We start from the raw sequence: 26267 nt of genomic DNA on the forward strand, positions 1-26267 counted from the left end.
GATGTTCGCGCGTCGAGTGAAACGAGAGGAGATAGCTGGGAGACGAGAGACGGGAGAAACGGAACCGGGATCAGGCCAGACCCAGCGTCTCCTCGGCCTCGAGCAACTCGTGGTAGCGGTTACGGATCGTGACCTCGGAGATGTCGGCGACGTCGCTGACGGCAGCCTGGGTGGTCTTCTCGTTGGTCAACAGGGCGGCGGCGTACACCGCAGCGGCTGCGAGGCCGACCGGCGACTTGCCGCTGTGGACGCCCTTCTCCTTGGCGTTTCGCAGGAGGCTGCGGGCCCGGTGCTCGGCCTCGTCGGACAGTTCGAGCCCCGAGGCGAAGCGGGGGACGTAGCTCTCGGGGTCAGCCGGCTGGACCTCGAGGCCGAGTTCGCGGACGACGTAGCGGTAGGTGCGCGCGATTTCGTTCTTCTCGACGCGGCTGACGTCGGCGATCTCGTCGAGACTGCGTGGGACGCCAGCCTGGCGCGCGGCGGCGTAGACGCAGGAGGTGGAGACGCCTTCGATGGATCGACCGGGCAGGAGGTCCTCGTTGAGCGCTCGCCGGTAGATGACGCTGGCGGTCTCGCGAACGTTGTTCGGGAGGCCGAGCGCGCTGGCCATGCGGTCGATCTCGCCGAGGGCCTGCTTGAGGTTGCGCTCCTTGCTGTCGCGAGTGCGGAAGCGCTCGTTCCACTTGCGCAGGCGCTGCATCTTCTCGCGCTGACGGCTGCCCAGGGAGTTGCCGTAGGCGTCCTTGTTTCGCCAGTCGATGTTGGTCGAGAGCCCCTTATCGTGCATCGTGTTCGTCGTGGGCGCGCCGACGCGGGACTTCTTGTTCTTCTCGGCGGAGTCGAACGCGCGCCACTCCGGGCCGCGGTCGACGGAATCTTCCTCGACGACGAGGCCACAGTCCTCACAGATGGTCTCGCCGTGTTCGTCGTCGACGACCAGCTGGCCGGTACACTCCGGACAGGCGAGGTCGCTGTCTGCGACGTCCTCGGATTCGGTTTCGGTTTCGGTTTCGGTTTCAGTGCGTCGGGCTCTAGCGGATAGTCGTGCGTTGGTCATACGATGATAACTCTCCCCGGCCGAACGAAATCGGAAAAGCTCGGACGGATTCGTTACCTACTGGGTTCAGAGGTGTTGTATATAAACATTTCGAAAACATATGCCGAGAGTACGCGAAACCTGGTTATTCGTCGGGAATGGCATTATCAATCCAAACATTAAAATATGTGCGTGCGGCCCACTCGCACGGTTTCGGACACGCCTTTAGGTTCCCGCCGCTACCCTCGAATCGATGCACGTCGCCGTGGGCAGCACGAACCCGGTCAAAGTCCAGGCTACCGAACGCGCTCTCGAGCGGTACGACCCGTCAGTCGTCGGGGTCGCCGTCGACTCCGGCGTAGCCGAACAGCCGACCGGCCAGCACGAAACCGTCACCGGCGCGAAAACGCGAGCGAGGCGCGCCCTCGAACGATCCGACGCCGACTGGGGTGTCGGCCTGGAGGGTGGCGTCGCCCGAATCGACGGTACCGACGGCCTGTACCTGATCATGTGGGCGGCCGTCACGGATGGCGAGCGGAACGGCCTCGGGAGTGGGCCCAGCCTTCGCCTCCCGACCGTCGTCGCCGAACGCCTCGAGCAGGGCGCCGAACTCGGACCCGTGATGGACGACCTGCTGGGAACGACCGACATCGCCGAAACCGAGGGCGCCGCCGGTGCGCTCACCGACGGGTTGACCGACCGAACGGCGGCGCTCGCGGCCGCCGTCTCTTGCGCTGCGGGTCCATTCGTGACGCCGTACTACGAGTAGTCGGATAAGCCACGATTACCCGTCGCTCGCGTCGTCTCGGTCTGTTTGAATCGTTTACCGACTAACTCGACGATCGACGCCCCCGTTCGCGAACGCGGGTATCGTTCAATTACCAGTGATCGTCGCGTAAAAGAACGTATTAACCGGCCGTACCAAGAGCGACCACCGGGTCGGGGAGGCGCCGGGTCGACGTCCTAATAACCAAGAGACTGCGGCGGGTTAGCCGGGTGTACCAAACCCCCTAAGTCGGCGCCTGACCTCGAGTGCAGTATGAGCACAGCAGTCGCCGCCGACCTCACGAGCAAACAAACCCGCATCCTGCGGTACCTCCGCGAACGCGCCACGACCAAGACCTACTTCAAGTCCCGGCTGATCGGCGAAGAACTCGGGATGACCGCGAAGGAAGTTGGCGCGAACATCACAGCGATCCAGGACGGCGATTACGACATCGAAATCGAGAAGTGGGGCTACTCCTCGAGTACGACCTGGAAAGTACTTCTGTAACCGGGTTCTACCGGTAGATCGGTTTTCGTCCCATACGCCTGCATTTCAGTGAACGCACTCGATAGCGGTGCTACTCGTTGGATTGACTGCCTCTCGAAATCGAAAACCGAAGATCGAAACCGAAACCGAAACTGACCCGCCGATACCGACCCTCGAGTCATAGCTCCGACCGGGCTACCCATCGTACCTGATCAACGCGTCCGCGTCCCGCGCCAGTGTCACCGCTCGCTCGCCGAACGAATCGGCGTACCGAACGAGCAACAACAGGACGGTTTCGGGTCGTTCGACCGCGTATCCGTCTTCCCGAGAGAGCAAGCCGGCTTCCTCGAGTTCGCCCGCGTACTTGCTCACCGTCGGTGGGGACACCTCGAGGGCGGCCGCCAGGTCGCTCGCCGTCGCGTCCGGATTCGAGAGGAGTTCGACGAGCATGCCTCGCGGGGTCGCTCGCCGGAGATACCCGAGGGCGTTCTTCTCGAAGCCGTCGAACCGGGCGGCGGGGACGAACCGCTTATAGTCGCCGTCGCTGTAGGATTCGACGAGGTCGAGGTCCTCGAGTCGGCGCAGGTGGTGCTGAGTCTCACCGGTTCCGAGCTGGAGATCGTCTCTGACCTTCGAGAAGTGTGCGCCGGGGGTCGTCGAGAGGTAGCCGACGATGGCGTCTCGGGCGTCGCTCTCGCCCGTGTCGGCGGCGGCTGACTCCGAAAAGCGCGTGAGCGGCGAGGCCGCGCCGACGGCGGCGAACCGCCGGAGCGTGGCTCGTTTCTTCTCGTCGACCCCATCGGACCCTGTCATGTGCTGCGTATCGTTCGAAAAGCGACGGAGGGTAAAACGCGTTTCGCTCCACCGCGTGTAGAGAAAATCAGGCGGTAGCCACACTGACTCGCGACCGCCACCGGGTGAGGCGGATCCCTCGGGTCAGTCGTTTTCCGGCGAAGTCGGCTCCTCGCTCGAGGAGTCGAAGTCCTTGTCGATTCCGCCGATGCTCTCCTCGGTCTCGGTCTCCGCGATCGTCCCGGTGTCCTTCCCTTCTTTGATCGCCTGGGCCTGCTGTTCCATCGCCTCGAGGTCCATCTCGGCTTCCTGGTCGATCTCGCCGATGATCTCGGCGATGTCGTCGAGGCCGATGAGTTCGCGCGTCTCCTCGTCGAACTCGAGGCTATCGAGGCTCTCGCCGTCGGCTTTCACGTCGCTGCCGGTGAGGTGCTTGCCGTAGCGGCCGACCATCGAGGACAGTTCCTGTGGCAGGACGAACGTCGTCGAATCGCTCTGGCCGATCTCCGCGAGCGTCTCCAGCCCCTTGTCGATGACGGCGCGCTCGCCCATCGATTCGGCCGAGCGGGCACGAAGGACCGTCGAAATGGAGTCACCCTGGGCCTCGAGGATCTGACTCTGCTTTTCACCCTGTGCGCGGATGATCTGGCTCTGTTTGTCACCTTCGGCCTTCTCGACGGCGCTCCGGCGTTCACCCTGCGCCTCGAGGATCATGGCACGGCGTTTCCGCTCCGCGGAAGTCTGTTGTTCCATCGCGCGCTGGACGTCCTTCGAGGGGTTGACCTCGCGGACCTCGACGCTCTCGACGCGGATCCCCCACTCGTCGGTGGGTTCGTCGAGTTCCGTCCGGATGCGCGCGTTGATCGCCTGGCGCTTGTTCAGCGTCTCGTCGAGTTCCATGTCACCCAGCACGGCCCGCAGGGTAGTCTGGGCGAGGTTCGAGACGGCAGTCTTGTAGTTGTCGACCTCGAGGAACGCCTTCTTGGCGTCCATCACGCGGATGTAGACGACGGCGTCGGCGGTCACCGGCGAGTTGTCCCGCGTGATCGCCTCCTGACGGGGGACGTCGAGCGTCTGGGTGCGCATGTCGAACGTGTACGTCTGGGAGACGAACGGCGGAATCACGTTGATACCGGGCTCGAGCAGTTTTCGGTATTCCCCGAAGACCGTCAGCGCGCGCTTTTCGTACGCGTTGACGATCTCGATGGCACTCAGGAGCGCCGCGAGGACCACGATCAGGAGGAGGGCGCCGATGAAGAGCCCAACCGTTGCCGCTTGTGCGAGTATCAGCTCCGGAACCATAGGCGGAACTTATGTCGGTGGGATTAAAAGCGTTCCCTTATTTCGCTAACATTTCTCTCAGCCCGACCCTTCCGTCTCGGAGACGGTATCTCGAGACGAGGCGTTTTCGGCGTCCGCCCGCCTGGCTTCCCGGGCCAGTTCCCGGTCGATGCTGTCGGTCTCGAGGGCCTCGAGCGACGCCACGGTCAAGACGTTCCCGCCGCCGGGGTCCAGGACGATGATCTCCTCGCCCTCCTCGATGGTCCCGTCGTGTGATCGCGCGGAGTAATACGGGGCGAACCCGCCGTCCTCGAGTTTGACCTCGCCGCTCCGGTTCGTGACCGTCTTGGTGACGTAACCGGTCGACCCCGCGAGCGAATCCGAGTCGCGGGTCTGGGCCGTTCCCTTCCCGCCGTAGAAGTCGAACTCGCGATAGACGTAGGTCGCGATCACGCCGATGACCAGCGTCAACGCGACGAGGATGAACGGGCTGAGCGTCAGGGGGAGAAGCATCCCGACGAGCCCCGCGCCGGCGAGGGCGACGCCGATGACGATGAGGTGTGCGCCCGGTGAGATCGCCTCGAGCACCATCAATCCGAGCCCGGCCGCCAGGAGCACCACGGGGAGATTGTCGACGAGGAATTCGACCATGCGTGAGGGTTAGGTCTCAGTCCGATTAAAGGTTTACCGCGGCCGGCCACTCAGATGGCGAAGATCGAGCCGAGTCTCACCATCACGAGCACCATGGCGATCGCCCCGAGCAGAACGAAGACGGCACCCTCGAGGGACGGATCGCCCGATCGGACCGGCTGACTGTTCGGCTCGGGTTCGGAAGCGGACGGATCGCCGGGGGCGGCGGGGTCGTCGTCCTCGGCTCGCTGGCGCCGCGATGTTGGGTCTGAGATTGGAATGCGGCCCCAGGCGTCTTCGTTTTCGGCGTCGCCGTCGCCTTCGTGTTCTTCAGCGTCGCCATCGCTTCGTCGCTCGAGTCCATCGGGTTCGGCCTGCGCGCGCTCGGTCCGGTCGCTCGTTCGGTCCGAGCCGCGATCCGATTCCCTGTCGTCCATACCCCGTCTTCGGTCGCTGCAGGCAAAAAGCCGCGGTTCGACGCTTCGTCGTCCCGAACGTCGATCCGACCTAGTCCCGCGACGGTCGACCGCGAACGTCGCCATCGTAGACGACGCCGCGCTCGCCGTCGATCGTCACCGTCCGCCCGTCCTCGAGGTGGGTGACGTCGGCGTCGCTCACCATCGGAACGCCCGTCTCGCGCGCGATGAGTGCCGGATACCCCGTCATGCCGGGTCTGGCGTCGACGATGCCGCCGATCTTCCCGACGTCACCGGTGAACTCGGCGTCGAAGTCCGCAGAGAGAGCGATGATCGCGCCGTCGGGTATCGCCTCGAGGTCGCCGTCCGTGACGCGGGCGATCGGTCCCGTCGCGCGACCGGCGACGACCACGCGGCCCGTCTCGAGGGCGTCCGCGGCGACGTGGACCTTCATCATGTTCGTCGTATTCGCGCCCTCGAGTTCGGTCATCATGCCACAGAGGACGACGACGGTGTCGCCGCTTTCGGCTACCCCGGCGTCGAGCGCCGACTGAACCGCCCGTGAGACGACGGCGTCGGCCCCCTGGTCCGAGACGCTAGCGTAGAGGGGCGTCACGCCCCAGGAGAGGGCGAGTTGGCGCCGGACGCGGTGGCTCGGCGTCGAGGCGACCACGGGGACGCCGGGCCGGTACTTCGCCGTCTTCAGCGCCGTGTAGCCGGATTCGGTCGCCGCGACGACGGCGTCGGCACCGATGTCACGCGCCAGGTATCGCGCCGAGCGGGCCAGCGCGTCCGTCCGGGCCTCGCCGGCGGTCGGCACGCGCTGCTCGAGCAGTTCGGCGTACTCCCCCGAGCGCTCGACCTGGCGGATGATGCTGTCCATGGCCTCGACGACGGCCGTCGGGTGGTCGCCGACGGCGGTTTCGGCCGAGAGCATGACCGCGTCGGTCCCGTCGAGGACCGCGTTCGCCACGTCGGAGGCCTCCGCCCGCGTCGGCCGGCGGGAGTGGACCATCGAGTCGAGCATCTCCGTCGCCGTGATGACCGGCCGTCCCGCCTCCCTGGCCTTCCGGATGATTCGCTTCTGGATCATCGGGACGTCCTCCATCGGACACTCGACGCCAAGGTCCCCGCGAGCGACCATGATCCCGTAAGAGGCCTCGATGATCTCGTCGAGATTCTCGACCGCTCCCGCGCGTTCGATCTTCGAGATGATCGGAATCTCGGCCCCGAAAGACTCGAGAGTCTCGCTGACCTCGTAGACGTCGTCGGCGTCGCGGACGAAACTCGCCGCGACGAAGTCGACTTCCTTCTCGGCGGCCAGCTCGAGGTCGCGCCGATCCTTCTCGGTGACGACGTCGAGGTCGAGGGCAACGCCAGGCAGGTTGACTCCCCTTCGCCCGCCGAGTTCGCCGCCGGTCTCGACGCGGGCGAGGACCGCCTCCCCGTCGACCCCGGTGACGGTCGTCTCGATCAACCCGTCGTCCAGCAGGATGCGGTCGCCGGGTTCGACGCTGGTGAGCGGCACGGACAGGCCGACTTCCTCGGCGGAGGCGTTCGTCCCTTCGACGAACCGAACCTCGCTCCCGGTCTCGAGGGTCACCGTCTCCCCGCCGGGGAGCGGCGCCGTCCGAATCTCCGGCCCCTTCGTGTCGAGCATCACAGCGACGGGGTTCGGTGTCGCCTCGTCGACGCGTCGAACCCGGTCGATCAACTCTGCGCGATCCTCGAGCGATCCGTGGCTGGCGTTCAACCGGGCAACGGCCATCCCCGTCTCCGAGAGCTCCCGGATAGCCGAGCGACTGTTCGTCGCCGGCCCCAGGGTACAGACGATCTTCGCGTTTCTCATGGCCGACCGTTGGCCGAGCGCTGTGAAAAAAGGTACGTCCTGGACGACGTTCGACTGGGTAGTCGCGGTGGCACCTGCCTGCCAAACGATTTTCTTCCATGGGAAAGTGGTCGGACACATGCCGCTCTACGCATCGTTCGTCGACGTCGGCGACCGCGACGTGCAGAACGCACAGGAACTCGCGTCCATCTGGGGCGAGGTGCGGTCGGAACTCGAGGAACACGACGCCGAGCTCAAGGAATCCTACGCCGTCCTCGGGAGTCACGACTTTCTGGTCATCTTCGAGGCACCGGACCACGAGAAGGCGTTTACGTCGGCACTGACCCTCCACCGCCACGGACTGGACTGCGAGACGATGGAAATTCTCGATACCGACGACTTCGCGTCGATCGTCGACGAAATCTGAGTACGCGCCGCCCTGGTCACCGGAACACTTCGTATCGGAGGAGATAGCGAACCACTCCGAGCAGGTACGCCAGCAGCCAGAAGAACACGTAGCCGAAGACGCCCACCCGGAGTCGCCGTCGCCAGGCGCCCATGTGCTCGTGGAGGTCGTCGAGGTCAATGTCTTGTCCGGGGTCGCCGTAGAGGTCGTGGGTGAGTTTGACCTGGAGTATGCGAACGATCCCGGTCAGCGCGACGAGTAACATCGCGTACGCCTGAAGCCCAAAGAACGCGTGCACGGCCGCCAGACCGCTTATCTGCTCGAGCACCCGCGGTGCCATCCAGAGGAGGACGGGAATCGTGTTCAAAGTCAGGCCCACGGCGATGACCTTCAGGTGGTAGACCAGGACGTCCCAGGTGACGATTTCCGTGTCGATCATGATCCAGGCGCCGTAGAGATAGAAGGGAAAACTGGCTGTGACCATCACGAGCGCGACGGTGGCCGTCGCCAGCTCAGAGACCATACTGGGTGTCGGGAGGGTGAACGAATAAACGAAGCGAAAGCGTTCGGAGGCGCCGCCGGGTTAGTGGCTTCTCGGGTTCGAGGACCCTCGAGAGTGAGGTCGATCCGGATCTTCGTGAACGAAACGGGTGTTCACCGGACGTGAAATGCAACTTGACGCGGTACGTGAACGTCGCCCGACGCAGAACGTGAAACGCCACTGGACGTGGAACGTGAAACGCTACTGGACGTGGAACGTGAAACGTTACTGGACACGGAACGGAAACATGGCCAGATGCGAGACGTGGAACGTTTCCGAACGGGGAGGGAGACCGTACCTCGAGGAAATCGGAGAGTCCCCCTCCGTAAATTGGACGTACTCGCGGTTCTCGCCTTAGAACGCGACGGGGACACGGCCTCCACCTCGCGGACGGCAATCGGGGTCGCGTCGGACCGCCTTGCGGGGCGGAAACGCCGTCATGCCACGCCGGCGTTTTCGTCGCACTCGGTGGACTCGTGGAACGCCCTGGATGCCTCGAGCACTGGATGGTCCCGCCGTCTGACGTGATTGCTCCGCTCGTCGTACTCGAGGAGACCGACGTTGGCTAATTTCGGAAGTCCGGCGTGGTGCAGGTAGATCTGGGCATCTCGCGACGATTCCGCCGCGCAGTCGAACTGGCCGTCGACAATGTAGTCGGCGAGATCGTCGAGCGAGGCGACGTCGTCGGTGCAGCGGTGGAAGTAGTCTACCACTCCACGGGTGTACCCGTTCGAGAGTATGGATTGCAGATCGTCGATCGTCTCGGGGTCGAACTCGTCCTCGAGGGTTGGTCTCGACATGGCCTAGTTTGGCGTATTTGATCCATGGAGAAAGGAGTCATTATTGTTGAGACAACCCTCTTAAGACGGGGCTCAGTCGAAGTCGGCTGCAGTCGAGAGTAATATCTCACTGAGCACCTGTTTCGTGCCCCGACGAACGCGATTGGAGACGGCCTGCTGGGAGATGCCGAGTTCGTTCGCGAGTTCGTCCAAGCTCGCCTCGCTCGGCGTGTCGAAGTAGCCGCGACGGAGTCCGAGGACGAGGGCTTCGCGTTGCTCGTCGGAGAGGCCGAACTGATGGACGCTCTCCGTTCGCTCGGTGACCGTGTAGGTTCGGTTAATGTGGATAGAGATGCCGCTGTCGGTGGTGTAGTTGTGAAACTGTGAGAGTTTGTCGTGGTCCGGGAATCGAACGTGGAACTCCCAGCCGCCGTTGCTGAAAGCCTGTAATACCGTCCCCTGTGCGTCCGTGATCCCCCGGATCAGGTCGGTGTGATCGTCGTGCCACGTGACGCGGTACAGAACCGCGTTCTCGACGCGGTCGATGGCGATGATGTCCTCGACGAAGCGGTGCGAGACGACTTTCTCCTCGAACGAGGCGTAGTCCTCACCTGACACCCACAGAAACGGCATTGCGGAGGTTCCCGTGGGCACGATCCGCTCGAGTTCGATGCGCATCGACGGCGGCCCGGACAGCACCTGCCCGAGGGTGAACTGGTCGTTCTCGACGGTAAACTCCAGCGTGACGCTCATTGCTAGCCGACGGTATCACGGCCACGTACGTATTGGTGTTGCCTGATACCACGTCCCCGCTCTCACCCCGGTCAGAGATGATTCGGCGGCACCACCATTGCTGTCAGCGAACGTCGCGGCGCTTATGCGGCTACGGGTCCCATCGTCGAACGATGACCGACGCTTCGGACGAACCGTCCGCCGGCCGAACGACCGAGCCGTCGGCCGACCCTGCGGCGACGGGAGACGACGACCAGTCCGTCGAGGATCTCCGCCGACAGGTCGAGGCGAAGTACGACTTCGAGGACTTCAGCGAGGCCGACATGGCCGAGATAAGCCCGGAGGAGTGGGACGTCGCCTTCGACGCGGACACCTGGATCACCGGCGACGAACTCCTTGAGCGCGTCGAGCGGGAACTCAAAACCCGGATCGCCTACCGGGAGGTGTTCGCGATGCTCGAGTACGCCGTCGTCGACGGCCGACGAAGTCTCGTGGCCTATTCCGACACCGATTACGCGATTATCTTCCCGGACGGGACCGTCGAGGGTCGCGGAACGGTCGTTCGCGACGTCAAACCCACGGTCGCCCTGTGCTCGATGGAGAGCTACGACGTCGAGGAACCACCCGCCGATTGGCACCTCCCCGAGCCCGCCGACCTCGCAGGCGAACACAGCGAACTCGGCAACTGGATGCTCCAGTTGCTAGCGATTGCACAGCTCGTCATCGGGGTCGTCGCGATCGGAATCTGGCTGGTTCAAGGCATCCAGTCTCAGCTCGTCCTCGGCGTCGTGGGCGTCGTACTCGTCGTCATCTCGCTCGTGCTGTTCTTGATGGTGGCGAACGCCCGACTCTCGGATCGATTCCGGACCGAAGCGTACGAGTCGCGTCTGCGAACGATCGGCTCCGGGGATCGACCCTCGTTTCTCCCCATCGACGACGAGGCCTTCGAGCGCGACGCACCGCCCCGAAATCGGTCGCCGCTCGAGGAGTAACCCCACGATACCGCGGGGCACGGCCAGCGGCTGCATCGGTGGGTTTAAGCGAACACGTTCCTGAGTCCACATTGTATGAAGAGGCGGGAGTTTATAGTAGCGGCCAGCGGCGTGTCTGGGGGTGCCGTAGCCGCCACTGCTGCGACACCCGTCGTAGCCCAGGAAGAGGAGAACGGTAACGACACCGAAACAGGCGACGGTGGCGGCGGAAACGACACCGAAGCCGGCGGAGGCGGTAACGAGTCGTCCGGTGGCGGTGGCAACGAGTCAGCCGGCGGTGGCGGCGGAGGCGGCGGCAGCGAAACCGTCGAAGTCGACGACAACGAGTTCGTTCCCGCGGAGTTGACCATCGAGCCCGGCACTACGGTCACCTGGGAGTGGGTCGGCTCCAACCAGCACAACGTCAACCCCGGAAGTCAGCCCGAGGGCGCGAACTGGGAAGGCCAGACGGACCTCCAGGCCGAAGGGACCTACGAACACACGTTCGAGACCGAGGGAACCTACGAGTACGTCTGTGATCCCCACGTCAGTATTGGAATGACGGGCTCCATCGAAGTGACCTCGGACGCGGGTGGTGGAGGCGCGGCGACCGCCGACGTCGACATCCACGAACTCGGCGTCCCGATCCAGAAGCACTTCGTCGGCGTCGCGTCGTTCTTCGCGATATTCATCGCCCTCACGTTCACGTTCTACCTGCTGAAGTACGGTGAATCGGCCAACACCAGCAGCCCAGGGAGGAAATAACCATGTCATCGTCAGGAAGTACGTACGGCGACATTCACCGCTACGAACCGGCGCGCGAGAGTACAGCCGCGGCAATCGCGATCGTCCTGTTGACGTTCGTCCAGATCATCTTCGTCTCGCTGTTCGTGTACGGCCTCTCGGCGAACTGGGGGGTCGCCGGACTCGACGCTGGTGTCGGGAACACGCTTCTCGGCTTCTTGCTGTCGGCGATCTTCCTCAACCTCGGGTTCATCCTCCTGCTGTACCGCAAGGAGTTCCTGCCCGACGTGATGATCGTCAAGAAGCGCCGTCGCAAGTGGGAAGACCTCTACGTCCGCGAATCGGACGTCGAAGGGCAGTCGCTTGCCGGCGACGCCGGTGCATGGGACACGATCAAACGCGCAATCTACCCCTACTACAAACGATAACAATGGCTAACGACGACAAATATCCAGTCGAATCCGACCGTCGCCGCTTCGTCAAGGGCGTCGTCGGTGGCTCCGCGCTCGCCGGCGTGCTGACGACCGGCGCAGTCGCCGTCTCCAGCGCGACCGCCCCCACGAGCGGCGGCGGCGGATTCGTCAACTACTTCGGCGCGGAACGAACCGCCGGTCCGGCCCCCCGCGGACTTCCACAGATTCCCATCGAGATCGACGACGATGGACAGTTACTCGGGATCTGGCCCGAACCGGAAACGCAGGTCCGCGACGACGGGACGGAGGTCGTCGAGGCGAGCACCGAACTCGGCGGCGTCGAGTACACGACCGAGTGGTACCAGTACTGCGGCGTCCAGACGTTCGGCGGGATCAAACCCGACGCCGATGGCGAGGATCAGGTCCTTCGCTACGACGCCGGCTCCTACGACTGGATGTCGGACGTCGAGAACGGCGACCCGATGCTCACCGAACACTTCGAGGACTACGACGAGTGGACCAACGACATCGGCGAACCGGGCCAGGGCAAACCCGCGACGGGAACCTGGCGATCACAGAACGTTCCCCCGGAACAGACCGTTCCCATTCTGGTGATCAAGACGGACCAGCTAAACGTCGAGGAGATGAACGACTCCACCCGCGAGTGGGTCGAAGCGTCCTGCCCCCAGGACGAAGACGGCGGTCGTTACCTCGGCTACGTCAACAAGTGTACGCACTTCTGCTGTGCGCCGGGTTACCGAACGCTCGACGACGCAGCGGCGTTCGGCGCCGCGAACGAAATCTACTGCAACTGCCACAACTCCGTCTACAAACCCTTCAACATCACCGAACAGCAGTTCGTGGCGCTCCCGCGACCGGCGGGTGATGACGAATGAGCCTGGAGCGCAAGGACGAACACGACCACGGCGCGTGGCTCGCCGAGAAGGACCTCTCGCTCATCGAGAAGTCCTACCTGACGATGCTGATCTGGCTCGACCGACGGCTCCGGCTCGTCGACTACCTCGAGTTGCTGGAGGACATGTACTACAAGATCAACCTCCAGATGCCAAAGAGCCACACCGAGCAGTACAACCTGGACAACAAGTTCTGGTACTGGTATCCGCTCTACGCACTAGGTTCGTTCTCGTTACTCGCGTACATCGTCGCCGCACTGAGCGGTGCGCTACTGGGCTTTTACTACTCTCCGTCGACGGCCGGCGAGACGCCGGTTGCCTACCAGACGATCGAGTCGATCATGGCGGATCTCAACTTCGGGTTCATGCTCCGGAGCATCCACCGCTGGGCGGCCCAGGTGATGGTAGCCGCGGTCTTCTTGCACATGCTTCGCGTCTACTTCACGGGCGCCTACAAGGAACCCCGAGAGGTCAACTGGCTGCTCGGCGTCGTACTCTTAGCACTGACCGTGCTCTTCGGGTACACCGGCTACCTCCTGCCCTGGAACCAGCTCGCGTTCTGGGCGGGACAGATCGGCGTCGAGATGGCAATTTCGGTCCCCATCGTCGGCGAGTGGGCCGCGAACCTGTTGTTCGGTGGTCTCAGCCTGGGACAACCGACGCTCCAACGGATGTACATCCTGCACGTGTTCGTGTTGCCGTTCGTCGTCACGGCGCTCATCGCGCTTCACATCGGCATCGTCTGGATGCAGGGCATCGCCGAACCACACTGATCCACCATGACTGATACAGACACCGACGCAAACAACGACGTCCGAACCGACGGAAGCGGCACCGGCATCGTCGCCCCCGACGACGAGGTGCCGACCTGGAGCGAACGTAAAGAGCGAACGACCGGGCTCTCGCGACTCACCTACGAGTACTTCGAGCGGGCCCGCCGGGAAGACCAGGACCTCCGCCAGGAGTCGAGTTACATCGAGCGCGACGTGCTCGGCTTCCCAGCCTGGCCGCACGAGACGATCCGAAACCTCGCACTCGCGAGTTTCTTCGTCGGTATGTTGCTGTTCCTCGCGGCGCTGTTGCCGCCAACGATCGAGAGTCCAGCGAACCCGGCCGAAACGCCGTCAGTCATCCTGCCCGACTGGTACCTCTACTGGTCGTTCGGCCTGTTGCACCTCGAGTCGCTGAACCCCGAACTGGCGCTCGCCGGGGGCGAGAAGATCATGTCCGACCAGCTCTACGGCGTGCTGGCGAACGGCGCCGTCTTCGGCGCAATCGCGATCCTTCCGTTCCTGAACAAGGGGAGCGCCCGACGGCCCGTCGAGGAGCCGTTCTGGGCGTCGATCGGCGTCGGCGGCGTCATCTTCGCCTTCACGCTGTCGCTCCTGCCGATCGAGGCCATGTTCCCCTGGGACGTCCACATCACGTTCGACATGGCGTTCTTCCTGCCCGTCATCGGTGCCATCCTCACCTACGCGGTGTTGAAGACGATGCGGGAGGGGTACATGTACAACCTCAACAAGCGGTACTACCGATTACGACCGCCGCGGTAGGTCGTCGCGTACGGGCTTTTATTTACGTCGTTCGGTGTGTTGTCCAACCAGCCGCGTGTTGCCCATCCAGTATCCAGTCGAGCCGCCGACTCGAGACGTAACGCCGAGTGAAGTCGCAGTACTCATTTTCCGTCGCCACGTAGCCCGGCTATGAGCGGCTCAGAATCGGGGTCGGACCCGCCGGCGGAAGAGGTACGGACGGGACAGCGCGAAGGTGGCCTCGAGGACGGGAGCGGGGACAAGAGCAAGAGCGAGCGAGAGGAAAACGCCAAAGAGGGACCTCGAGTCGGCGCCTCGGGCCAGCGCGAGATCGTCGTTCCCATGCGGTTGTACAAGACGATCACCGTCTTCTCGACGCTTCTCGCGGTAATCGGCATTCTTGGCGGGTTCGTCGTGCTCGACGTCGCGACCGATCGAGCGCAGGCGGCAGCCTCGGACGTGAGCATCGGGCTGGCGTTGCTCGGCGTTGCGCTGATCGCGTGCGGGGCGGGCGCCTACGCGTTCTCGACCCGGTTTCGAACGGCGGGAATGGGAAACGCTAAAGACGACGCCGACGAAGGGTCACACAATGGCTGACGAATTCGTCAAGGGCTTCGTGATCCTGTCCCTCGGAATACTGGTGTGGATGACGTTCGCCGGCTGGTACAACACGCCGTCGTTCTACGACACCCAGCTCGTTGGACCGAACCCCGAAGACCCCGGTACGTACACGACGCTGGCACTGGTCGTCAAGGAAGCGGCGTTCTACTTCGGTATCCTGGGCGCGGTCACGTTCTGGGCGCTCATCCCGGCCGGCCGGCGCGTGCGAACCCACTACGCCGAGAACAACTGAACGCCCTCTCGTCGCATCTTTTTCCGAGTCCCGCTGGGTTTCGAGCGAATGCACTCTCGAGGACGGTCTGCCGTCCGGTCACGCTGGTACTCGTGGTGGCTCGGGTCGGCGACCAAAGTAGTGGCTCGAGCCGGTGGCTCGGAGTCGCTGGCCTAAATCAATGGCTCGAGACGGATCGGTTCGAGCGTTCACGGTCGCTACGCGTCACTGTCCGCCCCGCCTCGGTAGCCACGACCGGAGATTGAACCCGAACTCGTTGGCGAGTTGAACGTCCTTGTCCGTGAACGCATCCGTAACGACGAGGGTTGCCACGTACACAATGAGAACCACGAGCGGGAGCGTGGCGACGATGACGAGGTGCGAATCGACGAGGAGGACGATCGGAAGCCCGGCGAGGGCGGCCGGGATCCCCGCGAAAACGACGGTGGCGAAGTCTCGAGTGAAGGGGTGGATGCCGTCGACGACGTGGAGTTCGCCCAGTGTCAGGAGGCCGACGACCACGAGCGCGGACGCAGACCCGATGGCAGCCCCGTTGATACCGTAGATCGGGACGAGGAGGAACGAGACGACGAGGTTGGTGCCAAAGAGCGCGAGGGTGTTGGCGAAGACGATGCGGGAGTAGCCCATCCCCTGCAGGAGGGTGCCATCGGGACCACCGAAGGTGACGTTGAACAGGAATGTCATCGCGAGGAGCGCGACGACGGCGCTGGCTTCGCCGTACTGGGGCGTGTACATCACGGAGAGAAACGCCTCCGCACCGAGGGAGATGATGATCGCGAACGGGAGGGTTATGCCCGCGATCCAGCGAGCGGCGACGCGAAAGCGCTCCTGGACGAGAGCGGTGTCGTCTCGCGTTTCGGCGATGAGCGGTTTGAACACGGGCGAGAGGGAGTTGAAGATGATCATCAACCCGGAACCGAGCATGTAGCCGACGCGGTAGATGCCGACCTCGCCCGAGTCGAGGAAGTAGCCGAGGATGAAGTAATCGACGTGGCCCATCAGGACGAAGACGACGCTCGTCATGGCCAGTGGCACCGAGTACCGGATCATCGGACCCGGCGCGACGGGTTCGAACGTCGCCGACATGATCTCCCAGGCGCGGTAGGTAAAGAGGAGGGCACCGACCACGATGCACACGAAGAGCCCGACCACGTAGCCACCTGCGAGTCCGAGCAACCCGAAGCCGGCCAGGAGGAGTACCGCGGTGACGACGAACCGAACCACCGGGCGCACGATGTCGCGCATCACGACCCGGTACTGGAGCTTCTTGATGCTGTAGAAGGATTTGAGCAGGACGTTGTACATCGCGAGCATCGGAATCGTCACCGCCAGCAACAAGAGCGCGACCTCGAGCGAGGGCTCTCGGAAGAAGACGCCGAACGTATCGGCCGTCATCGCGAGCGCGAGCGCAACCAGCGACGACGTGACCAGGACGGTCGCCGTCACTTGCACGATGACGCCCTTGGCTTTCCCGGGTTCGTCCGCCTCGAGGTACTGCGGGACGAAGTAATCGATCGCCAGCGGCAATCCGAGGTTCGCGAACACCTGCATGAAGAGGATGACCGACGTCGCGAGCACCCATAGGCCGTAGACAGAGGGGCTGACGAACCGCGTCATCAACATCACGATGGCGAATGCGAGGACGCCGTTGAGCACGTTCCCGACGAACGTGATACTCCCCTGTTTCGCCAGCGTGGACAGTCCAGTGTCGTGTTCGGTCATAGCCTCGAGAGTCCTGTATTGAGTCGACTGCTGGTTGTGGTTGGGCTCGAGTCGGCACCTGGAGCAGATACCGACTCGCTCAGACGCTCGTCGCTGGCTCGAGTTCGTAGCTGGCGACCTCTCTGGCTGCCTCACCGAAATGGGGGAACTCCACTTCGAACGGCCAGTCGGTACCCTCCGTCGTGTCGTCGATGAGTTCGATGACGGTGTCGAGTTCCTCGCCGTCAGCGTCGAAGAACGTCGCCCGGATCTCGACGTAGGTCGGTTCTCGTTCCCCCTCGTTGCGGACGAGCCCCCAGACGGAGACGCGCTCCTCGTCGGTCCAGGGGTTCTCCCGGAGGAGGTCCGACCAGACGACCACCAGATCTGTCGGCTCGAGGATGTCCTCGCCGCTGTCCGTCAGGAGGTCGAGACACCCTGAGAGGGACAGCGAGGCGAAGGCGGTCGACGCGAGGAGCGCGCGGCGTTTCATACGCGAGTCAGCTACCAGTTCGACCGGTCGACTCTTCAGCCTTCGGGAACGGCCGCGTCGAGTGAACGACGCCGACCGCTCGGTCATCGGGCGTCTCGAGCAGAACGAGCGGCTTTGCGGCGACCGGTGTACGATCGAGCGGATTCGATACGTTTTACTACCTGGTCGTACCACTTGTGAATATGGGCGAGTTCGAACCGTTCAGCGACGTTGGCGAAGCAGACGTAACCCGAGCGATTGGACAGGAGTGGACCGAGGAGTTCATGGACTTCTCCGATTCGGACGTCATCATCGTCGGCGGCGGCCCCTCCGGATTGACCGCCGCGAAGGAACTCGCCGAGCGCGGCGTGAAGACGATGGTCGTCGAGAAGAACAACTACCTCGGCGGCGGCTTCTGGCTCGGTGGCTTCCTGATGAACAAGGTCACCGTCCGCTCTCCCGCACAGCGGGTGCTCGAGGAACTGGACGTCGAGTACAAGCCGGCGGCCGACACCGAGGGGCTGTACGTCGCCAACGGCCCCCACGCCTGCTCCGCACTGATCAAGGCCGCCTGCGACGCGGGCGCGAAGATGCAGAACATGACGGAGTTCACGGACATCGTCATCCGCGAGGACCACCGCGTCGCCGGCATCGTGATGAACTGGACGCCGGTCCACGCCCTGCCCCGCGAGATTACCTGCGTCGACCCCATCGCCGTCGAGGCGGACCTGGTGATCGACGCGACGGGCCACGACGCGATGGCGATCACCAAACTGGACGAGCGCGGCGTCCTCGATGCGCCCGGCATTCGGGACGCTCGCGAGCGCGGCACGGTGATGGATCAGACCGACGGCGACACCTACGGCGCCCCCGGTCACGACTCGCCCGGCCACGACTCAATGTGGGTCGGCAAGAGCGAGGACGCCGTCGTCGAACACACCGGCCTCGTCCACGACGGACTCATCGCGACGGGTATGGCAACCGCGACCGCCTACGGCCTGCCGCGCATGGGCCCCACCTTCGGCGCTATGCTCGTCTCCGGCAAGCGCGCCGCCCAGGTCGCCCTCGATGAACTCGAGGTCGACGCTGACCCGGTAGAACTGACGAGTCGAGTTCCCGCGGACGACTGAGACGGTTGGTCACCGCCTCGTTCCGGAGTCGGTGATCGACGCCGAAAGCTACAGCATTTAGGGGCCGCTCGAGAAACGATCGATATGACCGTCATCGTCACCGGCGCGACCGGCGGCGCTGGTAGCTGGATCGTCGAGGACCTCGCGCGAGACGACCACGAGGTCGTCGGCGTCGACCTCGAGCGTCCGCCCCGGGCCCGCGAGAGCGTCACCTTCCTCGAGGCCGATCTCAGGGAGCAGGGCCAGACGTGGGAACTCGTCCAGACGTACGAACCCGACGCCGTGGTCCATTTCGCGGCGATTCCACGCAACGAGATCACCCCCGGCACCGAGACCTTCCTGACGAACGTCGAGAGCACCTACCACGTCTTCGAAGCCGCGGGCCGAATCGGCGCGGACGTCGTCTGGGCCTCGAGCGAGAGTATCTACGGGTCGGTCTTCGCCGAGGAACCGTGGCTTCCCGAGTACTTCCCGATCGACGAGGATCACCCGCTGCGCCCGGAGGATCCCTACGCCACGTCGAAACTCGTCGGCGAAGACCTCGCCGCGGCGACCGCCCTCAAATACGGTATCTCGGTGACCTCGATCCGGCCCTCCTGGATCACGTATCCGGGGAGCCAGCAGACGGCCCGGGGCCGAGAGACGTTCGATCCGGAGACGGCGGACCCGAACGGCAACTTCTGGTCGTACGTGGACGTTCGCGACGTCGTCTCGATCGTTCGAGCGGTGCTCGAGGCGGACCCCGAGGCCGACCGCGAGGGCCACGGCCACGGAAGCCATGATGTGTACCTCGCGGCGGCCGAGAACAACTTCCTCGACCGCCCGACCGCCGAGGTGATCGAGACGGTCTTTGGTGACCTACCCGACTCCTGTGCTCTCGAGGGGAACCAGTCGGCGTTCAGCACCGAGAAGGCGAGGCGGGAACTCGACTGGCGGCCTGAACACACGTGGGAGGACGCGGAACTCGAGCAGGTGCCGGGGCCGCTGTTTTTGGAGTGAGCGACGCGATCTGATTCGTATCTCAGTCCACTCGAGGGTCGACCGCAATGATTACACTCGATGGTACCACTACGTCGTACCATGGTCGACCACGTCGCCATCTATCGCGCACCGACCACCGTCGTCGACGCCGACGCCGTCGCCGCATGGCTCGAGCCGCGACTCGAGGCGTCGATAACGGTACGGGAACGGTTTCTGGACGACGTTCGGGGCGACGAACTGGCGGAGCGGTTCGCGGCCGCCCGAATTCGAGGGCCGCGCAAACGAGAGACGGGGAACACGATGCTTGGAACCGTTCGCTACGAGAAGCGCGCCCTCGAGCATCCCGAGCGGGAAGGCGGCGTGCTCTACGACGGCGCGCAGATCGCTCGCGCGCTCAACCGGGAACTGCCGGCCGATGAGCGAGGACTCAAGTGGGCCCACGTCGTCCTCCTCGACCGAGCACTCGCGACGTGGGGTGACCACGACGGACGCTGGCACAAGCGGGTGACGGTTCCCGGTCAGCCGGCGCTCGTCTCGGTTCCTGGACTGTACGAGGCGCCGGCCAAACCCAAATCGTACTACCAGGAACAACAGCGACGAGCGCTCGTTTCGGGCGACGTGCCGCCGAGAGAGATTCTCGAGCGCGACGTCGCGGACAAGTTCCTCCTCGAGGACGACCCCCGAACGACCGACGCGATTTGCGGGTTCGTTCTCCAGGCCGCCCACTACCTCGAGACTGGCGAGCCGTTCTGTGCGGAGCCGACCTGTCGGCTGTACAACGCTCACACCCACGAGGGTGTCGTTCGGGCTCAGCTATCAGGGACGGCGTTTTGCGCCGACCACGGCGCGGTTTACGCGAATGTGAACGCTGAGGCGGATACGGTCGATGGTCCTGATGCGGACGCTGAGGCGGACGCGACCGGTGCGGACGTGAATACGGATACTGAAGAATAGGCGATCGGTGGCGCGGAGGCAGTTACGAAGACTGAGGGACGCGAGTGACGGCGCGGATATAGTTACGAATACCGTCGCTCGCGGTCACGCTCGCACCCGCTCGAGCGATCACTCGTCGTCGAGCGCGAGCGACGACTCCGGGCGGTAATCGCTGCTGACCGGCGAGGCGGGTGCCACCGGTACCGACTCGTCGAGTTCGATCGCTCGCTCGACGATGCGCCGCGTCTCGAGGTCGACGTCAGCTTGAGCGACGCATCCGTTCTCGGCGTCGTAGTCGACCAGACCCAGGTCGTCGAGTTTCGGTAAATGATTGTGCACCAGCGAAACGGTGATCATCGAGTCTCGCACGACGGCGCCGTCGGCCCCCGCTCGCTCCCAGCCGACGACCTCGTCGCAGAGTTCCTCGACGCCCACCCGCGGACGGGTCAGCAGCAGCGACAGCACGTACCGTCGCCGGGCGTCCGAAAGCGCCTCGAAGACCGCCTCCACCGATGGGGTTCGCACGGTTGACATAACTATTACCGGGACCCTCTCCCTCTCAATAATTGCGCCAAAAATATTTGGGTGCTACTCGAGGAGCCGAAACCTGACGCGTTCCTCCCCGCTCCCGGCAGTTTCGCGGCCGGTGATCTCGAGCGTACCGAGGTCCGCGGTTGACTGGACGTGCGTGCCGGCGCACGCGACCCGGTCGAAGGGGTCGTCCGCGTCACCTATTTCGACGATCCGGATCTCCGTGATACTGTCGGGCAGGAGATCGATTCGCGTACGTTCGAGGTCCAGTTCGGCTTCGGCGACGTCGCGCTCGAATTCGTACCAGCGAACGGGAAGGCCGTCGTGGATCAGGTCGTTGACGGCCGCCTCGATCGTCGCGAGGTCGTCGTCCTGGAAGCGCTCGTACGCGCAGTCGAGTCGGGCCCGGTCGGCGTAGAGCTGGTTGCCCGTCGTCGGCGCGTCGTAGGCCTCCAGCAGGTACGCCGAGAGGAGGTGCTGGGCCGTATGATAGCGCATATGTGCGTACCGTCGATCCCAGTCGAGTTCGCCGGTTACGGTCGTTCCGGGCTCGAGGACGTCCGCGATTGGCCCGTCCGTCGAATCTGTGCCCGCCTCGAGATCCAGGACGTGGTACACCGTATCGCGTTTCTGGACGTCAGCGACGGGCCACTCGAACGCCTCTCCGTCGGAATCGACGCGGAGGGTCCCCGTGTCCGCCGGCTGACCCCCACCTTCGGGGTAGAAGTGTGTTCGATCGAGGACGACGCGGCCGTCCTCGAGGATCCGCTCGACGGTGGCGTCGAACGTTCGGACGTTCGAGTCCTCGAGATACAGGAGGTCGGTCATACGCGAGCCCAGGGGCTCGAGGGAAATATAAGCTGGCGAGTGTCGTCGATCGTGACAAAACCCAACGTCTGTCCATCGCCCCGAACCAAAGGCTAAAGAGTGAATCACTCTAATGTTCGTGTAATGACTATCGTTCGTATATTGCGGAGGGATCTATCGTGGGTGTCGAGATAACCGAGACCACGGTCACCGACGCCGAGTTCGAGGCCATGAAACAGTTCGTCTTCGAGTACCTCGCCGCTAGCGTCGAGAAAGAAGACGAAGGCGGCCGGATGCGGTGGTACCCCTGGCACTCCGCCGAGTACCGCCACAATCACATCCTCAACGTCGTCGATCTGGCGACCGAGATCGCTGAGAAGGAAGGGGCCGATGTCGACGTCACGCGCGTGGCCGCGCTGTTTCACGACGTCGCCAAACTCGAGACCGACCAGGAACTCCACGCCGAGGCCGGCGCTCGCGTCGCCCGCGAGTACCTCGAGGCCCAGAGCGAGTACCCGGAGTCGTTCATCGCCCAGGTCACTCGCGCCATCGAGTACCACTCCTACCAGGGCGACGTGACCGACCTCTCGATGGAGAGCCAGTGTGTGATCGAGGCCGACCTGCTCGACAAGATCGGCGCCAACGGGACGGCGCTGATGTTGTTGCGCATGGGCTACGAGGCGCGGACGCACATGGACGCCGACGAGATGGTCGATCGGGTCCTCGAGCGCGGACTCGACGCCGCCTCGCGCGTCCGGAGCGACACCGCCGACGGAATCGCCCACCGTCGACTCAAGCGCGTGAAGTGGTTCCGCGAGTGGCTCGAAGACGAGATTGCGGCACTGGGCGAGTAGCCTGCGCGTGTGTCTCGGCCTGTGATCGATATCGCGCGTCGCCAGCCGTGCGTCCCGACGACAGCGTGCGAACGGTAGCGATTTGGGGATTCGGACCAGATTTCGAATGATGACTGCAGTCACTCGAGGCCGCGTTCCCCACCTGACGGCCCTGCTCTCGCTCGTTTCCCTGGCGCTCGTGTTCGGCGCCGCTGGCGGCGTGATTCCACAGACGGCCGTTCCCAGGCCGCCCGCCTGGCTACTCGAGGCGATTCCCACGGTGAACGTCCTCCTGAGCCTGACCGCCATCGTGACGATCACGACGGGGTGGCGCGCGATCAGACGCGGAAACGTCGACCGCCACCGCCTGCTGATGGCGACCTCGGCCGTGCTGTTCGCGACCTTTCTCGTCCTGTACCTGTACCGACTAGTCGTCCTCGGCGGTTCCCAGCCGTTTCCGGGTCCGGACGCGATCCGACTGTACGTCTATCTGCCCGTCCTGGCGATCCACATCTTACTGGCGATCGTTTGCATTCCCCTGCTGTACTACGTCCTCTTGCTCGCCGCGAGTCACAGCGTGCCGGAGCTTCGGAAGACCGCTCACGCGCGAGTCGGGCGAATCGCCGCGGCACTCTGGCTCGTCTCGTTCAGCCTCGGCGTCGTCGTCTACGTGTTGTTGCACGTGATCTACTGACCGACGAACGAGCACACCAGATCGACTCGAGTGCAGAATCGCCCGTTCAGTCGTCCGCATCGACGGTCGCCTGCCCAATTTGCGGGCGAGTTACGTCGCGGTCGGTCGCTTCACCGTCGATGTCGTAGGGGTACTCGCCGGTGACACAGCCCAGACAAAGGTCGTCCCGGTCGGTCTCAAGCACCTCGGCGACGGCGTCTGGCGAGAGGTACGCGAGGCTGTCGGCACCGATCTCGTCGCCGATTTCGGGGATCGTCTTGTCCGAGGCGATGAGTTCCTTGCGGGTCGCCATGTTGATCCCCATGTAACAGGGGGCGACGATCGGCGGTGCACCGATGCGCATGTGGACCTCCGCCGCCCCGGAGTTCTTGAGGAGTTCGACGAGCTGGTTCGAAGTCGTCCCGCGGACGATGGAGTCGTCGATGAGGGTGACGGTCTTGCCCTCGACCGTCGAGGTGATCGGGTTGAGTTTGAGTCGCACGGCGCGCTCGCGCTCGTCCTGGGTCGGCATGATGAACGTCCGGCCGACGTAGCGGTTCTTCATCAGGCCCTCCGCGAACTCGACGCCGTCGTCGTCCTCCTCCCGGGGCTCTCCCTGGGCGGTCGTCTCGTCGGCGGCGTCGGCGTACCCCGAGGCGAACGCGCGCCCGGAGTCGGGAACCGGCATGACGACGTCGGTCTCGACGCCGCTTTCCTCCCAGAGTTTGCGCCCGAGTCTGCGACGGGCCTCGTAGACCAGCGTGCCGTCGATCTGTGAATCCGGGCGGGCGAAGTAGACGTGTTCGAAGAAACAGTGAGCGGTCGCCTCGGCCTCGACGAGCTGGTAGGAGTCGAACCCGGAACCGTCCTCCTCGAGGACGACGAGTTCCCCGGGTCGAATGTCGCGGACGAACTCGCCGCCGAGGGTGTCGATCGCCGCGGATTCGGAGGCCAGCACGTAGCCGTCCTCGAGTTTGCCGAGACAGAGCGGCCGATTCCCCTGCGGATCGCGGACGCCCATCACGGTCTCGTCGTGCATGATCGTCAGCGAGTACGAGCCGTGAATCCGCTGCATCGTCCGCTTGACGGCCCGGATCAGGTCCTCCTCGAGCAGGTTGCGCGCGAGGTCGTGGGCGATCACCTCCGTGTCGCCGTCGGAGGTGAAGGCGTGGCCGAGCGCGGCGAGGTCGTCTCGAATCTCGTCGGCGTTGACGAGGTTGCCGTTGTGGCTGAGTCCGAGCGAGCCCGATTTGAACGAGACCGAGAACGGTTGGGCGCAGGAGGTGTCGATGCTTCCGGCGGTGGGATAGCGAACGTGACCAATCCCGGCCGCGCCCGCGAGCGACTCGAGGTCGCCCTCGTCGAAGGCGTCGCCGACGAGTCCAAGTTCGACGTGGCTGTGTTGCTGGAAGCCGTCGTGGGTGACGATGCCGGCGGACTCCTGTCCGCGGTGCTGGAGCGCGTAGAGTCCGTAGTAGAGCGGCCGCGCGACGTCGCGGTCCGCGAGTGCAACGCCGACGACGCCGCACTTCTCGGTCATCCCTGTTCGCCGGGGTGTCTCGCCCCGCCCATCAGTCATGGCTGAACCTACCGGGCCAGGACGATAAAAATCCCCCGTGTTCGTGCTCGCATCCGTGATTTCGAGAGGGAGAATATGCGCGTCCGTGCATACATGCGCGTCGTCGTCGAGTTTCCGCGAGCCGACTATAGCCCGAGCATCGCGCGTGCCGTCTCGCTCGCCCAGACGTCCGCCCGGTAGATGACGGCCGCGGCGATCAGCAGTTCGCCGGCCGTGACGAGAACGGTCACCAGGTCCGCCTGCCGGCTCGTGACGGCGACGCCGACGGGGAGACCGAACTCCCTCTTCCAGACCGGGTAGAACAGGGCGATACCGCGCTTGCTGCCGGCGACGTCGAGCACGTAGTGAGTCAGGATGCCGAGCCAGACCCACTCGAGGTTGCCGAAGTAGAACGGAAAGGCGGCGAACCCCACCAGGATGGGCAGGTTGTGCAGCGTCTTGCGGTGTCTCCCGAACGCCGTGTCCACGTCCGGGAACAGCGCCCCGAGTGTGACGGGCACGCCCACTTCGAGCACCGTCGCGAAGGTCGTCTCGTCCCCGGCTGGCTCGAGGAGGTACGCCAGCCCGATTCCCAGGAGGGCGGCGTTGAGCACGTGTCCTTTCTTGTTCATCGACTCGGTCTGTGTAGCCGAGGGAGAAAAGCCTGTCTTCGTGACGGTCAGGGGGCCAGAACCGACCTCGTGGTCGGCCGGTCGCCAGACGGCTCGCTATGAGGTATGCCAGACGTTTTCTTCTCCGTTCAGGCGTTTTCGTCACCGTTCGCTCGAGGTACCACCCATATCGCCAGGCGATTCGCATTTGGTATAGAAAATATACCGTATTAGTATCGAAAATATAGTGGAATCACGAGGTCGATTCGAACTCGGAGTCGGATTCGGACTCGAGCACTGCCTGCAACCGCTCGAGAGCGGTTCGAACCGTCTGCATGCGAACGTCGTGGCGGTCGCCGTCGAACTGATGTCGCGTCGCCATCGCGAACGAAGTTTCGGTCCCCCAGGGGCCAGCGTAGGCGACCCCGACGTAGACCGTCCCGACCGGCGTCTCCGCGGTCCCGCCGCTCGGACCGGCGACGCCCGTGATCGAGAGTCCCCACGTGGCGTCCGTGACGTCGCGCACCCCGCGAGCCATCTCGAGGGCGACGGGTTCGGAGACGGCCCCGTGTTCGTCCAGCGACTCACGGGAGACGCCGAGGTGGCGGCGCTTGGCGTCGTAGGCGTAGACGACGTGGCCGCTGTCGAAGTAGTCGCTCGAACCGGGAACCGCCGTGATCGCGCCCCCGAGGAGGCCCCCCGTGCAGGACTCGGCGACGGCGAGGGTGTCACCGCGCTCGCGGAGTCGTTCCCCCACCCCGGAAACGAGGTCGAGCGGCGCTTCGAACTGTACCGCTCCAGACGCCGAATCGGTGCGGGTGGCTGGATCCGTGGGTGACGATTCGGCAGGTCGGTCCGAATCGACGTTGGCGTTGCTCATGTCTCCTCCGACGGGAGCCACCGCCGTGAATCGTGGG

The 26267-nt window shown here is 64.3% G+C and carries 32 protein-coding genes; 16 read left to right on the forward strand and 16 right to left on the reverse strand.

Features of this window, described 5'->3' with window-relative positions:
* Positions 1-70: 70 nt before the first annotated feature.
* Positions 71-1057, reverse strand: a complete 987-nt coding sequence (locus tag NGM29_RS17420) for a transcription initiation factor IIB (RefSeq protein ID WP_254158049.1) — start codon at positions 1055-1057, stop codon at positions 71-73.
* A gap of 232 nt (positions 1058-1289) precedes the next feature.
* On the opposite strand from NGM29_RS17420, the gene yjjX reads away from it, so the two are divergent.
* Both yjjX and NGM29_RS17430 read left to right on the forward strand, forming a co-directional pair.
* Entirely contained in the window at positions 1290-1805 is a 516-nt protein-coding gene (gene yjjX / locus NGM29_RS17425; RefSeq protein ID WP_254158050.1) for an inosine/xanthosine triphosphatase, read from the forward strand.
* Positions 1806-2075: 270 nt separating this feature from the next.
* Entirely contained in the window at positions 2076-2309 is a 234-nt protein-coding gene (locus NGM29_RS17430; protein ID WP_254158051.1) for a DUF7123 family protein, read from the forward strand.
* A 174-nt stretch (positions 2310-2483) separates the two neighbouring features.
* Here the strand turns inward: NGM29_RS17430 and NGM29_RS17435 are convergent, their stop codons facing one another.
* The 5 genes from NGM29_RS17435 to pyk all read right to left on the reverse strand — a co-directional run bounded on the left by NGM29_RS17435 (position 2484) and on the right by pyk (position 7256).
* Positions 2484-3101, reverse strand: coding sequence for a winged helix-turn-helix transcriptional regulator (locus NGM29_RS17435; protein ID WP_254158052.1), 618 nt, complete (start codon positions 3099-3101; stop codon positions 2484-2486).
* Between the two features lie 123 nt (positions 3102-3224).
* On the reverse strand, positions 3225-4382 hold the full coding sequence (locus NGM29_RS17440) for an SPFH domain-containing protein (protein WP_254158053.1): 1158 nt from the start codon (positions 4380-4382) through the stop codon (positions 3225-3227).
* A 57-nt stretch (positions 4383-4439) separates the two neighbouring features.
* Entirely contained in the window at positions 4440-5012 is a 573-nt protein-coding gene (locus NGM29_RS17445; RefSeq protein WP_254158054.1) for an NfeD family protein, read from the reverse strand.
* A 50-nt stretch (positions 5013-5062) separates the two neighbouring features.
* Positions 5063-5428 (reverse strand): DUF7312 domain-containing protein, encoded by a 366-nt coding sequence (locus NGM29_RS17450; protein WP_254158055.1) that lies wholly within the window; start codon positions 5426-5428, stop codon positions 5063-5065.
* 70 nt (positions 5429-5498) lie between these two features.
* Positions 5499-7256 (reverse strand): pyruvate kinase, encoded by a 1758-nt coding sequence (gene pyk, locus NGM29_RS17455; RefSeq protein WP_254158056.1) that lies wholly within the window; start codon positions 7254-7256, stop codon positions 5499-5501.
* A 118-nt stretch (positions 7257-7374) separates the two neighbouring features.
* Here pyk and NGM29_RS17460 point away from each other — a divergent pair, with 118 nt between their 5' ends.
* Complete coding sequence (locus NGM29_RS17460) at positions 7375-7662, forward strand: GYD domain-containing protein (RefSeq protein WP_254158057.1); 288 nt, start codon at positions 7375-7377, stop codon at positions 7660-7662.
* A 16-nt stretch (positions 7663-7678) separates the two neighbouring features.
* Here the strand turns inward: NGM29_RS17460 and NGM29_RS17465 are convergent, their stop codons facing one another.
* The 3 genes from NGM29_RS17465 to NGM29_RS17475 form a co-directional block, all read right to left on the reverse strand.
* Entirely contained in the window at positions 7679-8164 is a 486-nt protein-coding gene (locus NGM29_RS17465; RefSeq protein ID WP_254158058.1) for a DUF7321 family protein, read from the reverse strand.
* 455 nt (positions 8165-8619) lie between these two features.
* On the reverse strand, positions 8620-8982 hold the full coding sequence (locus tag NGM29_RS17470) for a DUF7344 domain-containing protein (RefSeq protein WP_254158059.1): 363 nt from the start codon (positions 8980-8982) through the stop codon (positions 8620-8622).
* Between the two features lie 72 nt (positions 8983-9054).
* On the reverse strand, positions 9055-9714 hold the full coding sequence (locus tag NGM29_RS17475) for a helix-turn-helix domain-containing protein (protein WP_254158060.1): 660 nt from the start codon (positions 9712-9714) through the stop codon (positions 9055-9057).
* A 152-nt stretch (positions 9715-9866) separates the two neighbouring features.
* Between NGM29_RS17475 and NGM29_RS17480 the strand changes: the two genes are divergently transcribed.
* The 8 genes from NGM29_RS17480 (at position 9867) to NGM29_RS17515 (ending at position 15120) form a co-directional block, all read left to right on the forward strand.
* The gene (locus tag NGM29_RS17480; RefSeq protein WP_254158061.1) at positions 9867-10685 is read left to right on the forward strand and encodes a DUF7319 domain-containing protein; all 819 of its coding nucleotides are present in this window, start codon (positions 9867-9869) and stop codon (positions 10683-10685) included.
* Between the two features lie 75 nt (positions 10686-10760).
* The gene (locus NGM29_RS17485) at positions 10761-11429 is read left to right on the forward strand and encodes a plastocyanin/azurin family copper-binding protein (RefSeq protein WP_254158062.1); all 669 of its coding nucleotides are present in this window, start codon (positions 10761-10763) and stop codon (positions 11427-11429) included.
* A gap of 2 nt (positions 11430-11431) precedes the next feature.
* Entirely contained in the window at positions 11432-11836 is a 405-nt protein-coding gene (locus tag NGM29_RS17490; protein WP_254158063.1) for a DUF7318 family protein, read from the forward strand.
* 2 nt (positions 11837-11838) lie between these two features.
* Positions 11839-12717 (forward strand): hypothetical protein, encoded by an 879-nt coding sequence (locus NGM29_RS17495; protein ID WP_254158064.1) that lies wholly within the window; start codon positions 11839-11841, stop codon positions 12715-12717.
* Positions 12714-13508, forward strand: a complete 795-nt coding sequence (locus tag NGM29_RS17500; RefSeq protein WP_254158065.1) for a cytochrome b — start codon at positions 12714-12716, stop codon at positions 13506-13508. The genes NGM29_RS17495 and NGM29_RS17500 overlap by 4 nt, the downstream gene beginning before the upstream one ends.
* Before the next feature lie 6 nt (positions 13509-13514).
* Positions 13515-14288, forward strand: a complete 774-nt coding sequence (locus NGM29_RS17505; RefSeq protein WP_254158066.1) for a cytochrome b family protein — start codon at positions 13515-13517, stop codon at positions 14286-14288.
* 309 nt (positions 14289-14597) lie between these two features.
* Positions 14598-14864 carry a DUF7315 family membrane protein gene (locus NGM29_RS21510; RefSeq protein ID WP_425499269.1) on the forward strand — a complete coding sequence of 89 codons (267 nt, stop codon included), beginning with the start codon at positions 14598-14600 and terminating at the stop codon, positions 14862-14864.
* Positions 14857-15120 (forward strand): DUF7314 family protein, encoded by a 264-nt coding sequence (locus tag NGM29_RS17515; RefSeq protein WP_254158068.1) that lies wholly within the window; start codon positions 14857-14859, stop codon positions 15118-15120. The genes NGM29_RS21510 and NGM29_RS17515 overlap by 8 nt, the downstream gene beginning before the upstream one ends.
* Before the next feature lie 204 nt (positions 15121-15324).
* Here NGM29_RS17515 and NGM29_RS17520 read toward each other — a convergent pair whose 3' ends face one another.
* Positions 15325-16842, reverse strand: a complete 1518-nt coding sequence (locus tag NGM29_RS17520) for a flippase (protein WP_254158069.1) — start codon at positions 16840-16842, stop codon at positions 15325-15327.
* Positions 16843-16921: 79 nt separating this feature from the next.
* A complete protein-coding gene (locus NGM29_RS17525; RefSeq protein WP_254158070.1) occupies positions 16922-17314 on the reverse strand; it encodes an FxLYD domain-containing protein in 393 nt (130 codons plus the stop codon).
* Positions 17315-17496: 182 nt separating this feature from the next.
* Between NGM29_RS17525 and NGM29_RS17530 the strand changes: the two genes are divergently transcribed.
* The 3 genes from NGM29_RS17530 to NGM29_RS17540 all read left to right on the forward strand — a co-directional run bounded on the left by NGM29_RS17530 (position 17497) and on the right by NGM29_RS17540 (position 20358).
* Positions 17497-18423 carry a sulfide-dependent adenosine diphosphate thiazole synthase gene (locus NGM29_RS17530; RefSeq protein WP_254158071.1) on the forward strand — a complete coding sequence of 309 codons (927 nt, stop codon included), beginning with the start codon at positions 17497-17499 and terminating at the stop codon, positions 18421-18423.
* Between the two features lie 84 nt (positions 18424-18507).
* Complete coding sequence (locus NGM29_RS17535; RefSeq protein WP_254158072.1) at positions 18508-19422, forward strand: NAD-dependent epimerase/dehydratase family protein; 915 nt, start codon at positions 18508-18510, stop codon at positions 19420-19422.
* Between the two features lie 81 nt (positions 19423-19503).
* The gene (locus NGM29_RS17540) at positions 19504-20358 is read left to right on the forward strand and encodes a DUF7001 family protein (RefSeq protein ID WP_254158073.1); all 855 of its coding nucleotides are present in this window, start codon (positions 19504-19506) and stop codon (positions 20356-20358) included.
* Positions 20359-20466: 108 nt separating this feature from the next.
* On the opposite strand, the gene NGM29_RS17545 is transcribed toward NGM29_RS17540, so the two are convergent.
* Together NGM29_RS17545 and NGM29_RS17550 are read right to left on the reverse strand one after the other, a co-directional pair.
* The gene (locus tag NGM29_RS17545) at positions 20467-20871 is read right to left on the reverse strand and encodes a DUF7344 domain-containing protein (protein WP_254158074.1); all 405 of its coding nucleotides are present in this window, start codon (positions 20869-20871) and stop codon (positions 20467-20469) included.
* 54 nt (positions 20872-20925) lie between these two features.
* Positions 20926-21696 carry an alanyl-tRNA editing protein gene (locus NGM29_RS17550; protein ID WP_254158075.1) on the reverse strand — a complete coding sequence of 257 codons (771 nt, stop codon included), beginning with the start codon at positions 21694-21696 and terminating at the stop codon, positions 20926-20928.
* Between the two features lie 158 nt (positions 21697-21854).
* Here NGM29_RS17550 and NGM29_RS17555 point away from each other — a divergent pair, with 158 nt between their 5' ends.
* The gene (locus NGM29_RS17555) at positions 21855-22529 is read left to right on the forward strand and encodes an HD domain-containing protein (RefSeq protein ID WP_254158076.1); all 675 of its coding nucleotides are present in this window, start codon (positions 21855-21857) and stop codon (positions 22527-22529) included.
* A 109-nt stretch (positions 22530-22638) separates the two neighbouring features.
* Positions 22639-23202, forward strand: a complete 564-nt coding sequence (locus NGM29_RS17560; protein ID WP_254160627.1) for a DUF420 domain-containing protein — start codon at positions 22639-22641, stop codon at positions 23200-23202.
* A gap of 46 nt (positions 23203-23248) precedes the next feature.
* Here NGM29_RS17560 and purF read toward each other — a convergent pair whose 3' ends face one another.
* From purF to NGM29_RS17575, 3 genes are all read right to left on the reverse strand, one after another.
* Positions 23249-24721 (reverse strand): amidophosphoribosyltransferase, encoded by a 1473-nt coding sequence (gene purF / locus NGM29_RS17565; protein WP_254160629.1) that lies wholly within the window; start codon positions 24719-24721, stop codon positions 23249-23251.
* Positions 24722-24885: 164 nt separating this feature from the next.
* Positions 24886-25371 carry a metal-dependent hydrolase gene (locus NGM29_RS17570; protein ID WP_254158077.1) on the reverse strand — a complete coding sequence of 162 codons (486 nt, stop codon included), beginning with the start codon at positions 25369-25371 and terminating at the stop codon, positions 24886-24888.
* Positions 25372-25603: 232 nt separating this feature from the next.
* Positions 25604-26230: a CinA family protein gene (locus NGM29_RS17575; protein ID WP_254158078.1), complete on the reverse strand. Its 627-nt coding sequence runs from the start codon at positions 26228-26230 to the stop codon at positions 25604-25606.
* Positions 26231-26267: the final 37 nt, after the last annotated feature.

It is taken from the genome of Natronosalvus rutilus (genome assembly GCF_024204665.1).
Lineage (GTDB): Archaea > Halobacteriota > Halobacteria > Halobacteriales > Natrialbaceae > Natronosalvus > Natronosalvus rutilus.

Bases quoted from the DNA above. Each gene is read 5' to 3' on its own strand.
- NGM29_RS17420 (WP_254158049.1), bottom strand. From the start codon at position 1,057: ATGACCAACGCACGACTATCCGCTAGAGCCCGACGCACTGAAACCGAA.
- yjjX (WP_254158050.1), top strand. From the start codon at position 1,290: ATGCACGTCGCCGTGGGCAGCACGAACCCGGTCAAAGTCCAGGCTACC.
- NGM29_RS17430 (WP_254158051.1), top strand. From the start codon at position 2,076: ATGAGCACAGCAGTCGCCGCCGACCTCACGAGCAAACAAACCCGCATC.
- NGM29_RS17435 (WP_254158052.1), bottom strand. From the start codon at position 3,101: ATGACAGGGTCCGATGGGGTCGACGAGAAGAAACGAGCCACGCTCCGG.
- NGM29_RS17440 (WP_254158053.1), bottom strand. From the start codon at position 4,382: ATGGTTCCGGAGCTGATACTCGCACAAGCGGCAACGGTTGGGCTCTTC.
- NGM29_RS17445 (WP_254158054.1), bottom strand. From the start codon at position 5,012: ATGGTCGAATTCCTCGTCGACAATCTCCCCGTGGTGCTCCTGGCGGCC.
- NGM29_RS17450 (WP_254158055.1), bottom strand. From the start codon at position 5,428: ATGGACGACAGGGAATCGGATCGCGGCTCGGACCGAACGAGCGACCGG.
- pyk (WP_254158056.1), bottom strand. From the start codon at position 7,256: ATGAGAAACGCGAAGATCGTCTGTACCCTGGGGCCGGCGACGAACAGT.
- NGM29_RS17460 (WP_254158057.1), top strand. From the start codon at position 7,375: ATGCCGCTCTACGCATCGTTCGTCGACGTCGGCGACCGCGACGTGCAG.
- NGM29_RS17465 (WP_254158058.1), bottom strand. From the start codon at position 8,164: ATGGTCTCTGAGCTGGCGACGGCCACCGTCGCGCTCGTGATGGTCACA.
- NGM29_RS17470 (WP_254158059.1), bottom strand. From the start codon at position 8,982: ATGTCGAGACCAACCCTCGAGGACGAGTTCGACCCCGAGACGATCGAC.
- NGM29_RS17475 (WP_254158060.1), bottom strand. From the start codon at position 9,714: ATGAGCGTCACGCTGGAGTTTACCGTCGAGAACGACCAGTTCACCCTC.
- NGM29_RS17480 (WP_254158061.1), top strand. From the start codon at position 9,867: ATGACCGACGCTTCGGACGAACCGTCCGCCGGCCGAACGACCGAGCCG.
- NGM29_RS17485 (WP_254158062.1), top strand. From the start codon at position 10,761: ATGAAGAGGCGGGAGTTTATAGTAGCGGCCAGCGGCGTGTCTGGGGGT.
- NGM29_RS17490 (WP_254158063.1), top strand. From the start codon at position 11,432: ATGTCATCGTCAGGAAGTACGTACGGCGACATTCACCGCTACGAACCG.
- NGM29_RS17495 (WP_254158064.1), top strand. From the start codon at position 11,839: ATGGCTAACGACGACAAATATCCAGTCGAATCCGACCGTCGCCGCTTC.
- NGM29_RS17500 (WP_254158065.1), top strand. From the start codon at position 12,714: ATGAGCCTGGAGCGCAAGGACGAACACGACCACGGCGCGTGGCTCGCC.
- NGM29_RS17505 (WP_254158066.1), top strand. From the start codon at position 13,515: ATGACTGATACAGACACCGACGCAAACAACGACGTCCGAACCGACGGA.
- NGM29_RS17515 (WP_254158068.1), top strand. From the start codon at position 14,857: ATGGCTGACGAATTCGTCAAGGGCTTCGTGATCCTGTCCCTCGGAATA.
- NGM29_RS17520 (WP_254158069.1), bottom strand. From the start codon at position 16,842: ATGACCGAACACGACACTGGACTGTCCACGCTGGCGAAACAGGGGAGT.
- NGM29_RS17525 (WP_254158070.1), bottom strand. From the start codon at position 17,314: ATGAAACGCCGCGCGCTCCTCGCGTCGACCGCCTTCGCCTCGCTGTCC.
- NGM29_RS17530 (WP_254158071.1), top strand. From the start codon at position 17,497: ATGGGCGAGTTCGAACCGTTCAGCGACGTTGGCGAAGCAGACGTAACC.
- NGM29_RS17535 (WP_254158072.1), top strand. From the start codon at position 18,508: ATGACCGTCATCGTCACCGGCGCGACCGGCGGCGCTGGTAGCTGGATC.
- NGM29_RS17540 (WP_254158073.1), top strand. From the start codon at position 19,504: ATGGTCGACCACGTCGCCATCTATCGCGCACCGACCACCGTCGTCGAC.
- NGM29_RS17545 (WP_254158074.1), bottom strand. From the start codon at position 20,871: ATGTCAACCGTGCGAACCCCATCGGTGGAGGCGGTCTTCGAGGCGCTT.
- NGM29_RS17550 (WP_254158075.1), bottom strand. From the start codon at position 21,696: ATGACCGACCTCCTGTATCTCGAGGACTCGAACGTCCGAACGTTCGAC.
- NGM29_RS17560 (WP_254160627.1), top strand. From the start codon at position 22,639: ATGACTGCAGTCACTCGAGGCCGCGTTCCCCACCTGACGGCCCTGCTC.
- purF (WP_254160629.1), bottom strand. From the start codon at position 24,721: ATGACCGAGAAGTGCGGCGTCGTCGGCGTTGCACTCGCGGACCGCGAC.
- NGM29_RS17570 (WP_254158077.1), bottom strand. From the start codon at position 25,371: ATGAACAAGAAAGGACACGTGCTCAACGCCGCCCTCCTGGGAATCGGG.
- NGM29_RS17575 (WP_254158078.1), bottom strand. From the start codon at position 26,230: ATGAGCAACGCCAACGTCGATTCGGACCGACCTGCCGAATCGTCACCC.